Annotated in this window: 9 protein-coding genes; 1 reads left to right on the forward strand and 8 read right to left on the reverse strand. The window is 54.0% G+C overall.

Annotated features, from left to right (window positions below):
- Nucleotides 1-271: 271 nt before the first annotated feature.
- From ACT9T4_RS04590 to ACT9T4_RS04625, 8 genes are all read right to left on the reverse strand, one after another.
- A complete protein-coding gene (locus ACT9T4_RS04590; RefSeq protein WP_154905887.1) occupies nucleotides 272-790 on the reverse strand; it encodes a hypothetical protein in 519 nt (172 codons plus the stop codon).
- Nucleotides 791-881: 91 nt separating this feature from the next.
- A complete protein-coding gene (locus ACT9T4_RS04595; protein WP_154905888.1) occupies nucleotides 882-1,343 on the reverse strand; it encodes a hypothetical protein in 462 nt (153 codons plus the stop codon).
- A gap of 138 nt (nucleotides 1,344-1,481) precedes the next feature.
- On the reverse strand, nucleotides 1,482-3,446 hold the full coding sequence (locus ACT9T4_RS04600; RefSeq protein WP_499115715.1) for a DUF3732 domain-containing protein: 1,965 nt from the start codon (nucleotides 3,444-3,446) through the stop codon (nucleotides 1,482-1,484).
- Nucleotides 3,443-3,931 carry a three component ABC system middle component gene (locus ACT9T4_RS04605; RefSeq protein ID WP_154905890.1) on the reverse strand — a complete coding sequence of 163 codons (489 nt, stop codon included), beginning with the start codon at nucleotides 3,929-3,931 and terminating at the stop codon, nucleotides 3,443-3,445. The genes ACT9T4_RS04600 and ACT9T4_RS04605 overlap by 4 nt, the downstream gene beginning before the upstream one ends.
- Nucleotides 3,928-5,193, reverse strand: a complete 1,266-nt coding sequence (locus ACT9T4_RS04610) for an ABC-three component system protein (RefSeq protein ID WP_154905891.1) — start codon at nucleotides 5,191-5,193, stop codon at nucleotides 3,928-3,930. Before ACT9T4_RS04610 ends, ACT9T4_RS04605 begins: the two co-directional genes overlap by 4 nt.
- A 733-nt stretch (nucleotides 5,194-5,926) precedes the next feature.
- Nucleotides 5,927-6,571 (reverse strand): DUF2026 family protein, encoded by a 645-nt coding sequence (locus ACT9T4_RS04615; protein WP_499115718.1) that lies wholly within the window; start codon nucleotides 6,569-6,571, stop codon nucleotides 5,927-5,929.
- A gap of 56 nt (nucleotides 6,572-6,627) precedes the next feature.
- Complete coding sequence (locus ACT9T4_RS04620; RefSeq protein WP_499115720.1) at nucleotides 6,628-7,389, reverse strand: abortive infection family protein; 762 nt, start codon at nucleotides 7,387-7,389, stop codon at nucleotides 6,628-6,630.
- Between the two features lie 577 nt (nucleotides 7,390-7,966).
- A complete protein-coding gene (locus ACT9T4_RS04625) occupies nucleotides 7,967-8,203 on the reverse strand; it encodes a hypothetical protein (RefSeq protein WP_499115722.1) in 237 nt (78 codons plus the stop codon).
- A gap of 1,420 nt (nucleotides 8,204-9,623) precedes the next feature.
- Between ACT9T4_RS04625 and ACT9T4_RS04630 the strand changes: the two genes are divergently transcribed.
- Nucleotides 9,624-13,544, forward strand: a complete 3,921-nt coding sequence (locus ACT9T4_RS04630; protein WP_499115724.1) for a YobI family P-loop NTPase — start codon at nucleotides 9,624-9,626, stop codon at nucleotides 13,542-13,544.
- Nucleotides 13,545-13,809 lie beyond the last annotated feature (265 nt).

The raw sequence follows: 13,809 nt of genomic DNA on the forward strand, positions 1-13,809 counted from the left end.
ATGGCCAGTCGAACGTGGCTGCAGGCGGCCCCTCCACCGTTGAGAAGCTAGCGCAGTGCTCATGGGGCCGGTTAGCACGCAACGGATCGTTTCCCAGGAAGTGGTGTGACTCATGATCGCTCCGCCCGTTTATCGCTACTAAGCGATTCAGCAAACAACCAATTCGACAGTCTAGAGAAGGCTAGAGACTCTCAGGCAAACTGTGCAACATCCCACTTTAGCCCGCTGAAGCGATCCGCGTCCAAGGCTTCTGAGCACGCATCCAGGTTGCTCACTGCTTAGCAGCCGCTGCTCGGTCGCCAAGCAATGGCTTCATGATGGCGCGAATGTCATACAGCAAGCTGCTCACGTCATGTAGCTTGCTGATGAACTCCTCCAGTATCTCGTTGGTGACCTCGAAGTAGCGACTTTTCTTGTCCAGCCGACGGTGCAGAATTTGCTGTCTGGCTTGGTTGGTGATCGGGTAGGCATGCATGATGTCCGAGCGCCGGGTGTTTAGTGCTTGGAACATGTCAGCGGCGGCGCGGCCAATAGGCCCGACCGCCGGTTTTGTTGCCTTAGCTTTCTTTACGCACTTGCGGAACTCGCTGAGGATCTCGCCGCCCGTTCTTGCCTGAAGCTCAGTGCGGTTCACGAGCGGATCCATATGGTGAGCGAGCTCGGCCATGAAGCTGCTTAGGGAAGCAAAGCCATACAGCGCGACCCCAAGCCGGTAGATGTAACCATCGTCAGCTGGAAGCGCGAGACGAGTGAGCCCTCTGATGGCTTTGGTGTTTAGCTCGATTGTCATGACGTGTACTCCAACATCCTTATCGTGTACCGAAGAGGCCGGGCTCTGTGCTGCGAACCCGGACTGTACTTTACAGGGGAAAATAACTGAGTTACTTGAGCTTACCGCGCAGCCAGCTCATTACCCGGATCAAGACTTTCAGCTTGCGATAGAAGTTATCCGCGTCGACCAAGAAGCCCATTTGCTTGCGGAGCTGGGCCATCTCGCTCGTCACGGCCCTATGCGCATCGGTGCCAGCAAGGCCTGCTGCAACCATATCCTGATCAACCTCGCGCAGTCGACGGTGCCAGGCTATATCGACTGCGTGGTGCTCGAAATAGCGGTGGTTGAACACGCGGTGCTTAGCGAGGAGAAACAGGTAGGCGCCAAAGCCCGCCAGAAATACCTGCAGCATGCTGATCTCGACCCCCTGAGCGTTCAGAAACTGGGCGATTTGTGGCGTTCGCCAGCAGCCAATCGCGAACAATGCGGGCCATAGGGCAATGGCGAACAGCGCTTCGTTCGTTTGTGGGTAGCGTGTCAGTTGATCGGGGATGAAGCGGAGACGGGTCATGGTAACTCCTAGTGGAAGGCTGTCCTGGCACGAGGGGCCAGGACTCACTCAAGCTTCCGGTTTTGCCTAGGTTCGATGCAACTCAAGTGGATGCATTTGGTACCCATCGCTAAGAAGATCGGCGCATTCAACAGCTCGTCAGAACGTCACTTCACCCTTGAGTGGCCAGCCCTCAGGCACCAACGCCGGAGGTTTGCTCCAAGGTGCCTCGACCAGAGACTTCTGGAACCAGTCATCCCGTAGATTGGCGTGCTCGGTGATGATGATCTGGAAGCCTGGTACGTCTTCGACCGTGAACTGGTATAGCAAGTTGAACAGCTTGCGTACCGAGTCCATATCGGCATCGGATTGCTCAGTGTTCAATACCGTACCGTCGACCGCTTTGTAGGATTCCTCTGAGGGGAAATACACTTGGGTCGGCTGATCGATCAACAAGAAGCGCGGCATGGGTCGATTGCTCTTGGCGCAGTACCAATGCAAAGCGAGCAGCGCGGAGAGATGATAGGCCAGATAGTTTTCGCCGCCGCCTGTCCGAGCCATGGGCACAGAGCGCTCAGGGCGGTCGAAAATGATGGTCAGCTTCTTCAGGTCGAATCGGGCAGGGTAGGCACTGAATTCAGATTCGAAGCGTTTGTTGTACAGATTGAACTGTGCCGAGATGCTGTTCATGATCGACGCCAGGCGGTCGTCCAGATCGACATCTGCCAGCGCCTTTTCCAGCTCCTGAACGCGCATTTCCCGACGGCGATAGTCAGCCTCTTGCTGTTTCAGCGAACTGTCAGGGACGAAGCCTTCAAGGAAAAAGCTGATGCGCCCCACGACATGCTTTGCAGCGTCGCTTTGCTTCTGCGCGTTCGCCAGCACCGTATTGGCGGCGATGGCGGCTGTCAGCTCCGCTTCCTTCTCGACAATCGACTTGGTCTTGTCCTGAAGGCGTTGATTTTCCTCCGCTAGGTAGCCCTGAATCTGAGGACGTTGCCCCATCACTGTTTGCATTTCTGCCTCCAGAGACGCCAGTTCGCCGATGAGCGCTTGGGCTATGGGGGTGTCCATCGCCAAGTTCTTTTCTGCAAAAGGCCATTGCCATTCGCCTGTTGTTGCATTCTTCGGAAGCGACTTGATGGATAAGAGGCGGTCGATATGTTCCGATGCCTCACTCTGGAAGCCGCCGGCACGCCGCTCGAACACTTGGCCGGCCTCAATTTTGGATTTGATCTCGCGCTTGGTTTTCCTCAGCTTGGCCAGCTCAGCTTCCAGCGTGGGTATCTTGTCGTCAGGCTGGGAGTGCGGTTTGGCGGGAGTCCATTGTGCTGCTGTTTTGAGCGCGGTAATGATCTCCTCGACCTCCCCAAGGGGGGACTCTGGAGGGAGTATTCCTACGGCCTTGGCTTCAGTCAGCAGTGCGATGGCCTGGTTTCGGTTGTTGCCCACGGCTTGCTTCGCCTGCTCCAGCAGCTTTGTCTGGGCTCTCAGGTCTCGCTGAGCTGTCCGCAGCCTAGTCTGCAGCTCGTAACGCTCATTGGTGGACGCGCCCAGCAGGATGGGAAGCGTATCTCTGATCGCCTGGGGTTGGAAAGGCTCGTTCTGGCGATAGAAAAGCTGATCCTTGTTGGTGACCAGGCCCTGCCTTTGGAAGAGGTAGTAGTACGAATGCTTGATGGAGGCTTCATAGCTGTTACGCGTGTGCTCCTCCGCAACCTCTGTGCGGTTTTCCGGAATGCCAAGTTGGCGTGACAGCAACGAGGTGACGGCGACGTCGTCCGTGTTGACCACAAGCTCGGAAAACTCAAGGGGCTGCACGAACTCCCCAGTACGCGTCATGGCCAGGCTGCAGCTCGCGCCGCCTGACCGTGGGGCCGGCTTCGCCACCATGACCTGCACGTCAGGAAATTGATAGATCACTGCAAACCACGATACTTTGTCTTGGATAACACCATCCGAAACATTGAAGTTGGATTGGCCCATGCAGTATTCGATGATGTCCGAAAGGGCGGATTTACCTGTCGACGAGCGGCCCGTAATGATGTTGAGTCCGTCGATTTCGAAGTTGACATCGCGGCGCTGGCCATCGTGGCTGTATACATGGATGGAGCTGATTTTCATGGTCGAATTCCAAAAGCGGTGTATACCGTAACCCTGTCTGCAATCTTGGCGAACTCTCTCCCCAACAGAGCCGCTGCACGTTGGCACGCCACTGTTTCCTCGGTGCCCTCGATGTCTGCTTTAACCCTCCTGGCTTTCGGCAGGAGTCGTCCCTGCGGGGTAACCTCGAAGCAATCGGTGTGGTGCGCCAACGCAAATGCCTCGAAAGTGAACGGCAGCATTTCAGTTACCCTCTCTGCCAGTCCGATTTGCATCTGTGGGTAGGTTTCTACCGTTTTGAGCAGGTAGCCCTTGTAGTGCTTGAGCAGTGCGTTTCGAGATTCGTGGTGGAGGCTCAGCGGCAATACAAGCAGTGACATCGAAAAGGGCATCCCCTTGGGATCTATCACCGCATAGGCCTTGAGCGCACGGATCAAGACAATCGCGCAGAAGGCAGGGTTGAACAGATTTTTGGTCTCAAACGGACGCTCGTCCCAGCGAATCATTCGGTCTCTCCAGCAGCCTTGGATAGGCGATCCAGAAGCTGTGGATGCCAGTAAACGGTGGGATAGGGGCGCTTGTTAGCGAGAATCTGAAAGCTGCCGCGAAGTACGTAAGGCTCTGTCACACGTGCCCGGATTTTCAGGTGATCAAGCTTCTGGGCTTCTGTCTCAGCCCAGGTATACAGCTTCTTGGCAGCGGTAATCAGTTCCGGGTCAGAGCAGTCCTCGATTGACGCACCGAGTGCATCATCGTCGAATAGGACGTCTTTGGTGCGCTCCCACTCATTCGTCAGCCGGCGTTCATACTTCATGATTTCTTCAGAGCCCACCAAGCGCTGCCTTGCCCAGGCTGAGCGCTGCTCAAATGCTCGGTAGTAGTCCAGGATCGCATTTCGAATGCGGCTGGGGCTTAGTTTCAACTCACGGAGTTGGCTAACGAACAGCCGGTTATCGATGCTCACATCAATGGGGGATATGGGTGTCGCGTCCTCGAAGGTGATCGGGAGATTGTCATCCTTGTACTCTTCACTGAAGTTGAACAGTTTTTCTGAAACGTCCCGGGCATATGCGGGCTCGCTCTGCGGCTCGCAGAGCATCTGGATGATCAGGTCATTCCACCACCCCTCCAGGCGCTCAAAGACTGCATCTCTGTGCTCAGCACGGATTGGCCGCATTTTCTGGGCTTTGATGAGTGCTGGGAGATCGCCAATCCGAGGCGTGCTGTCAATAATCGTGATTCTCGATACGAAGTCCTCTTTCTCCAGCGCTGTCAGCTTCGAGAGCAACTCCTTGATCTTGGTGAACGATTTCGCTTTGCTGGTGGCGAGCGTGTTCTCTGTCAGTTGCCAAAGGCTGGGCCGAGCCTCCGTTGTATTGGCGCCGTACAGAAAGAATCTCAAGAATGAATCCGGTGCGACGGACGAGGTGGTGAACAGAAAAAACTGATAGTCAGACTCAACTCGCCCATTGGCCTGGTAGCGAGTTAGCCAGATATTGACCGACTTCCAAAAGTCGACAGACAGGTCAGTCAGGCGTTCACCAGCAGCCTTGTGCTTGAGAGAGGCCAGTGTCTTCTTTCCGGAGGATTCCAGGAAATCGAGGTCATCTTCCTTCTCTATGAGGATCGCGGTGTCCTCTGGAAGCTCTAATGCCTGGTACAGCGCAAAGCGGGGTTGGAAGATGTAGCCCAGCCCCTGTTCTCCGGCGCTGTAGGGATCGCTATCTTTCTTTTGGTCTGCGGAATCGTTGCTTGCTACAGAACTCATAATTCAGCCCATGCTCCAAGGTTGTTCATCCCAGGTCTGCTGTGCTTGGGATGGGGGCGAGCCTAGTCTATCGAACGCCTTCTGATGCGGTCGTATACGCCACAAGCAACGCCTGATGTGTAGTGGTTGGCTATTGCAGTCTGAGTGGCTGCGAGCCCTTGCCTGCGGAGCCATCATGTCTTGCGAGTGAAAGCTTGATGGTGCAGGGTGAGCGTGTGGGAACGCCGCCGGCACAAGAACAGATTCGCGTGGGATTCGATCGCTTTCTCGCAGGAGGGCATGGGCCGCGCTGGAGTGAAAGGAGCTCGGTTGTTGGTGCTTCTGCAGTGGGGAGTCGTGGTGCGATGTTTGATGCCAGTGGGGAGGCGCGAGATGAGCGGCGCTGCGACGGATACACCTAGGGCGAAGATCACCCTTGTACTTTGCGCTCGTGCTGGCAGCCTTTCCATGTTCAATCTGACCTAACCGAAACTCCATTGAGCACATTCTGACTTGAGTGGTGGCACATGGCAACCACTTGCGCTAGGTGCGATGACGTCCTACCGTCTGCCTCCTCCCGTAACTGTGATTCGTCTGGCTCCGTCTTGAAGCTGGTGTAGAGATCTAGTTCGCCTTGCTGTTCAATCAGGCAGAACGCGTAGCTCGCTACGCGGAAAGTCGCCAGGGCAGTGTGGGAGGAGTGGGGTTCATCTCAGCGGGGACCACCTTGCAAATTGCCCCAACCCTGTTTTGCTTACCAAGAACCGACTACTGACACATCCTTGAGCTTCACGGTGGTCATCTGGCCTTTTTCATCACCCACCGTGATGGTCGGAGGGATTGTTTTCGGGGGCCGCCTGTACCAGTCACAGCATCCCTTTATCACGTCGCCGAGAAATCTGCTTTCCAGGACTTTCCGCACAAGGTTGTCGGTCAGCACTGGATTTGGATCGAAGAAAAAATCACCAGGCTGTTCGAGCTCCATGGGGGATGGATTCATGGTGTCGAATTTTCGCTGAAAGGACTTGGCTGGTGGGGTGAATGCGTGGTGGGAAGATTTAGCCGTCTCAGGAAAAATCGGGCTCATAAAGTCGATTAGATAGCCTTCGCACGCAACCATCGCGTGGAAGGCGCTGGGGCTGCTATGGGCTTCGCCATCTTCAATTGTTGCGAAGCACATGACCTTCGAGTCTTCGACATCTGTCATCAGGCACATTGCGCCCGCGAGGGGATGAGCCTCCCTCCTATAGTGCTGACGGAGAATTGCAGCGCCCGCCATGCTGAAGTACCAGCAGGCGTGAGCAGTGTCTGCTTGATACGAATCCAGCACGCTACGGATGACACGATGAATCCGCAAATAGTCGAGGAGCGGTATTAGCTCAGGCGATTTCTTACTCATGGTTGTCCTTTTCAATGAGGGTGGCCCGGTCCCCCGGCCTCCACCGGTGCACAGAATCAGTGTCCAAGCTTGTTGTTCAGGTAATGAAAAAGCGTTCTGACCGCATTGACGAACAGGAAGGCTTCTGGCGCCTCGATGAGGTGCTCGTTTGGATGAGCGACGCTTCCGTGGTTGCGGACGGTGTTCAATGCATCCAGAACAGAGGCGAATGACTGAAGTACTTTGGCAACATCTGTCGTATGGGCACCCAAATCAGCCAATGTCGGGTGATTGGTGCGGAGTGCTTTGAAAGCCTGGGTCAGGGTTGCATCGGGGGGAATTGCAATGCTGGCCGCTGCACATTCGGCCTTCAGGTAGCCGTGCATTGCGGTATGGAGGCGATCTACGGCGCTCTGTGCACCATTCGTCTCGATGAGTTGATCAGCGTCCGTAAGTGCCCGCCGTACAACCTCAGAAGCGCTTACCGAGGGCGTAACTGCTCGGACGTGACCGACGCTGATTCCTAATTGATGGAGATGGTTCGGCACGGATACTTCTAAAAGAGGCAGTACCTTCGGATGCTCAATCAGTAGCGCCAGTGCCTGGCCGTTGTGATGCTGCATACGGGTGACCACTTCAAACACGCAGTCACTGTAATCCGGGTCTCCCCAGTCGAGGCTCCGCAAAAGCCGCTTGTGGCCTGTGATGTAGGCGTGCAGGCCTGTGAGGTGCCCAACCTCATTCCAATCGGATTTGGTGAATGTCTCGGTGATCGCTCGCTGTACGGCGACGATCAGTGGGCCATTCCAAGAGGGGTCATGGAGCAAATACTCATTCATACGAAAATCCTTTTCACTGTGTCCGCAGTGCTGTGGGGCCACTGACCGTAAGTCTGCGATTGGTACCGACTCGATTTCTCCACCCGTTCCAGCCTTGATGACGACCTTGTCTCGTCGATTTGCAACCAGTCACCAACGCGCTGGGTAGCGAATACATTTCCCGAACGATGAACCCCAAGGTGGGTAGGGTATCCAGCAGAGTACAACGTGACTATCGATTCGAGAGTCGCGTGCGAAGCTGGAGGAGAATGCAAATGCATCGCTGGGTGCACGGCAGTTGGCCATGGCGAGCACGGTTTGCGTATGATCCCGAGTTCGTCCTCGCTAGTCCGGCTTCTGCATTTCAAACCTTTATTGCAGCTACAGCAATGCGGAAAGATTTGCTATCAGACCGCGCATTTAGAAAAGCCTCAGTGTTTTGAGGCTTTTCTTGATTTTAAAAAAAGCTAAGCGATACTAGGAACCTTAAAAGTAGCTTTGCTTTCGGTTTTAACGATATGAACTTTGTCTCCCTCCTCATTCCAAACGGACGATTTCAGCCCCCAGTAAAAGTAGCTGGCAGGGTTTTTCTGCTGTGTTACGCCTCTATTATTTGACCCGGGGCGAGTAAAAAGAAATATAAACTCACCTTTTTTATTGTCCAATCGGGAAAGATGAAAATGTGACGGTGCTTATTGCTAGCGCTACCATCATCTTTGTAGGTTTCGTCAAAGATCATGTAGTTGTTCAGGTTGCAGTCTTTTGTTGCTTGGAGTGCAACATATTCACTTTTTTGATCTCCTTGCCCTCCCACTGACATAACTTTCAAGTCCATTACAAAAGCTCCATGTTCTGCATCGTGGTTTGGCAAAGTGCCAGCAGGCACTAGGCTAGCTTGGAAGATTGGGTAAATGGAAGGTTTTTTTGAAGCGCTGCTAGGCTGATGAAGGAGGGATGATTCCTTTGTGGTGATTTAGGAAACGGCGTCTCGTACTTCGTCAGATCTCACGGTTTGTGCGTGCCCAACTGACACTCCTCGTAGCCAGAAAGCATGCTTTAATTCGCTCCCCAGAACCTCCAGTCGTTTTGAATTCGGCAAGCTCCGCACAAACACGTTCAAGCATGCCTCAGAGCGCTAGGTCAAGGTTATTCCTATGGCCGAGTACGTGTCTGGGCGAGCGCTCCTCATTAACTTGAGTGCCCAGATAGTAATGCTTGCTGAGTATGAGACATCGACTAATTTGACGGTACTAAAGTTGGCGCGGTTAGCCGGGATGTCGTGGGACTAGATGTGATGGAGCACAAGACAAGGCGGTTGCTAGCTGTCAGTCTAGGTGGTCGTAGATTGGCAGCTTGGCTTTTTGCAGTTGGCAACGCAATTGGCCTAGGGACGTCTCTTTGCTTTCTTAAGTCAGCAAATGATTCCAGATTGGATATCTCTCTGAATACGAAGTCGGTCTATGGCACCTTGGATACCTCGTCGGCCACCATCAAGCCAAGATTTTAGTGAGCTGACTCGCTAGCATGGGGTTGCCATGGGTTTGCTCCGCGCCAGTGCTGTGAAATAACGAAGAAAAGTTTATATTCCAGTATAGATGTACCTTAAATGCGAAGTGCTTCCATAAACTTTTCAAGCCAGGCACCGGCAATCGAAGCATATGGGGCTTCCGGCGCGGTGGTATCCTCAGTTCGGAGAGCAAGCGATCTTGGAGAAGGCGAAGGCGCGTGGCCACACCAGCTGCAGGTGTGCCCATCAATAGGCGCTGTGTTGCGGGCTCTTCCAGCGCAGTAATCGACTCAGCCAATTCCGTGATCAAATCACCGAGGAATTGCAGTTTCCTTAGCAAACGGTTGCGATCCTGGAACAGTTTCAGACGGTTCAGACCATAGATGTGAATCGAAGAATTGGCGCGTGCTAGCTGTTGCGCATTGCCTGTGGCTACGATCAGGCCCGTGGGGGTGCCGTGGATCCAGGCTATGCATCAAGTACGTAGCAGGATCATCCTCGCAAGGATTGATGAGTAGCGGCAGCTCTCTGGAAAAGTCAGTCGTCTCTGCCGTGGCGCGCACGCCGTTGTCTTCTAGTGGGAAGCTATTTTTCTTACCTGTCTGGTTAGACACATCGCTTAGAGAGATGGCGGTGCGCTATCATCTGGGATCCTGAAAGCAGGCCAGCCGTTATCGGCTGTGTATTTCAGATCAGGGCTTTTGGCGGGGGTGTCCTCGGCAGATTTATCGTCAGATAGGAGACACGGATGCTCAGGCCTGTAGTGGCATTTTTCCATTCAGTTCATAAACGTGGCACTGCAATGATTTGCCAGGGCATTGGACAGTACCGGCGATACACCACTGCGTTGCGTAAGGCGCTGCAGGCCGCGCAGGATTTTTTGAGGGTTCCGAATGGCACCACGGTCTTCGAGCCGCTGACGCCTGTTCTGTTAGACCTGCCTTCGTCGCAACGCTATGAGCGTGAGCTGTTGAGTGCGCTGGCCAATGACCAAGTGCGTAATATCGCGATCACCGGTGAGTATGGCGCTGGCAAAAGCAGCGTGATCCGTACGTTTGTGGATAGGCATCCGGAATTCAACTTTGCGTTTATTTCATTAGCCGCCTTTGGCAAGGAGCGCGACCAGGCTGGGGACAACCAAGACCCCTCGGTGCCCGCGGCTAATGGCCAGACCACTGCTCGGCCGCCAGAAAAACTAACCTCAGAACCTGCAAGCGACACCGATCTTTCAACGCGAATCGAGGAAGCCATCGTTCAGCAGTTGCTTTATGCCGTGCCATCAAAGCAACTGCCCAAAACCCGCTTGAAACGCATCGTTCAAGCCTCATTGTCTGCGCTCTGGGGCTACACCGCGTTCTTCGTTTTACTGATGGTGTGCGCCCTAAGGCTATATGCACCCGTGGCAGAGAAACCACTGATTATCATCCCTGAGTGGTTACGCGGCTGGCTGTTGCTACTTCCGGATTGGATGGCGGTCGCCGCGCTCGGTGTGGGCGGCGTGTACCTGGTATTCTTTGGGCTAAGGTTGCTGTCCTCGTTCAGCATTGACGGCCTCACCATCAAGGGCGGTAAGTTGGAAACGACGCACCAAGGCTCGGTGCTGCACAAAAATGTCGACGAGATTATTTACTGTTTTGAACGCAGCAATATCAATGTGGTGGTGATCGAAGACCTGGATCGCTTCGGCATTCAAGATGTGTTCACGCGTTTGCGTGAGATCAATTTCATCATCAAGCAGTCACCACAGATTCGGCGGCGCGTGTACTTTGTGTACGCGCTACGCGATGAACTGTTCGCAGTGGGTGAGAAAACCAAGTTTTTTGACCTGATTATTCCGATCATCCCGGTTGTCAACTCGGAAAATTCACGCGAGAAGATGATTGAGCTGCTGGGGTTGAGAAAGCTCAACGGGGTGCCGTTAGACACTGGGCTAAATCCTCATCTGCTTGAAACCGTGTCATATTTTATTGATGACATGCGCTTGATCAAAAATATCGTCAACGAATTTGACATGTTCTCCAGCATTCTGAGAGCGGGGTCGGGCTTGAAGCTGGCCCCCAATAAGCTATTTGCGATTATCGCGATTCGCAACTTGCACCCGAATGAGTATGCCGAGCTGGTAAAGCGCCGAGGGCCTATTTACGAGACGCTTCATGGCTTTCGCGAATGGCGGAGTCAACTGCACAAAAACGCTGAGAGTGTTTATCAGGCGCTGCGCGAGGAGCGCGAGCGGAAGGTGCAGGAAGTCGCTAGCAGCGCAGCCGAACTACGGACGCACGTTTGGTTGGCGCTATTAGAGAAATCTGGTGCTGAATTCGCTTCTCATGTGCGCATTCGAGATGCGGGCCACTACTCATTGCGCGAGTTTGTTCGCGATGACGTCTTTGACACCATTTTTTCTCAAAACGCTAAGTTAGCGATGATAACGCTTGACCGATATAGCCAGATATCAAACTCGACGTCGGTGCCCGATGCACCATTGGAACTGCTTGCTTCGACAAACTACCAAAAGCGTTATGACCTGCTCCAGCAAACGATGGGCAGAATTGATACAAAGATATCCGAGCAGCGTTTACAGTCGAGTCTGATCAATCGCCTGACCTTTCGTGGCGCCGCCAAACACGGCTATGGAGAAGTGATCCTGCAAAATCTAGCGGGTCTGGAACTTGTCATCTACCTGATGCGCCACGGCTACCTTGATACCGATTACCCAGATTACTTTGGCTACTTTTACCCTGGCTCGCTCACCGCGGAAGATAAAAACCTGCTGCTGGGGCTCAGAGGCGGCGCCATTCCGGACGTGACGACCGTCATCAGCGCGCCCAAGACAGTGGTGGAAAAACTCGATGTCGACGACCTTGGCGATGGGAGGGGTATCATCGCAACGCTGATCGATTACCTGGTGAGTGACGCCTACTCCGCGCCCGATTGGAGCCACGCGCGCGAGTTGCTCATGACCATTTTCAGGAGCGGATTGAAAGATCATCTGGGCAGGATGGCGGAGGCGGCCGAGTTACTGATTTCGGGGCCGAATTCACATCGTTTTGTTCGCGCCGTCTTTGAATTTGAACCTGGTTTGTTCCGTGCACTGCTGACGGAGGCACCTCGCTTCGAGACGGTGATCCTGAAGCAGTTGCTTATTGGCGCCATCCTGGATGGGTTGACCGCCGACCAGTTGCAGGCACTCGATGTTCATCCGAACACTGAAATTCGCAGCGCCATTGAGGCGCTTGAAGATAACTCGCGCTTGATGCCACAACTCAAAGTGGGCGAGGGCGGGTGGAGCTGGTTGAAGACTTTACCCGTTCAGTTCAATCACTTGGGCGAAACCACGCCTCTGGATGATCTTGCGCAACTGATCGAATGGCGCTGTATCGATTTTAACCTGCACATGCTTACCCTAGTTTGTCAGAAGGGTGACCCCAAAACTGCCGATGACCTACAAAGCAAATCCGCTCACGGCAGCGCGAACGTCACTTACCGTCGCCTCAAGGCGCTAAATATTACGGGCCTTGATGAGCAGTTGCTTGAGTCGCCTGACGCGCTGGCAAATGTGCTTTTGAGTCAAACGGGTGAATTGGAGGAGTCAGCCGCGTCACTTTCAACGTTGCTGAAAGTGCTCGACGTTGTAGCGGAAACCACCAGCATGCACCTGCTGTTTGCGCGCACGATTTGTGAGGTTGAGCGCTTGGAGGACTTACCTCAAAAACTGTGGGCGATTGTGCTATCAAATGATCGCGTCTCGATGCGAGTTGACGCCGTCTGGTCTTTCTTCAACAACGTCTTGCTGCCAGCCCTTGCTGATAAAGGTTGCGAACCGGCAGACATGGAGGCCTTCGCGGATTTCATCAAGCACCACACAAAATTGCTGAACCAACATTTATGGGTAAGCAATCAGGCCCGACATATAGATTTGCAGAGTTATCTACTGAGCACACCAGCAGTCGACAACGAAACCGTTGTCGAGCTATTCGCTGGGCTGAACCTGAATAATCCGGTGATCCTAAGTGGTTCCTTAGGCAGATTGCCAGCAGAACGCTGGACGATGCTGGCGAGCGCGGATTTCTTGGCATTCACTCCTGAGATCCGAGACTGTATCCGCACATACGACCTCAACTTGGAGGTTCCTTATCTCCTTGCGCACTGGAGTCAGGCACGAGAGCATATCGACTTTACCCAACTGCCCACCGAAATGGTGCTCACGCTCAGCCAAAGCAGCGTGCCAACACTAGATGACAAAATCAACCTGTGGACTGCTGTACCGCACGAAACGTTTGATACCTCCAGCGTAGCCACCATGGAAATTGCCCGGCTCTGCAGTTGGCTCAACGCTGGTACGTCGGGTTTCCCCGCCTCGTTTGCCCCCATACTTAGAAAGCTCATGGCTGAGGATGGACTGTCGTCAGAACAGCGACAGGAAATGCTCGTCCAATGTTTAGCGTCCAGCACGTGGGTAGAGGTGACAGCCCTGCTTGGGCTGCTAGCGGAAGGTTTCGACCGGTTAGCGCCCAATGTGAGAAAGATTGAGGTGGCGTCCAGTGCAGCCAATCTACGATTGCTGGAGGCATTGCAAGCACGAGGTTTTGTTGGCAGCGTGACGGCGAAGGACGACGTTCTCACAGCGAACACCCGACCGAGTGAAATGAAGGACACGGCAAGCGCCGAATAGACAGCTTTGTTAGCTCGGTTACATCAGCGTGCTTCTTGAATGGCGCTGAGAGGGTTGCCTATACAGGCATCAATCACGGCGTCGGAGTGGGCGCGCCGCGTGAGGCTTTAAGGGAGTCTAGAAAACTCGGGCCGATTCAAATTGAGGTGATCGGATAGCGCTCGACGGCGGTTTGGGAGCAGCAGCGTATGACTTTTTCGAGAAGTGGCTGTTGGACTTCAGCCTGGGGGCATCCTTTTCAAACTATCCAAAGAATGCCCCTAGA

It is taken from the genome of Pseudomonas sp. SZ40 (genome assembly GCF_052958135.1).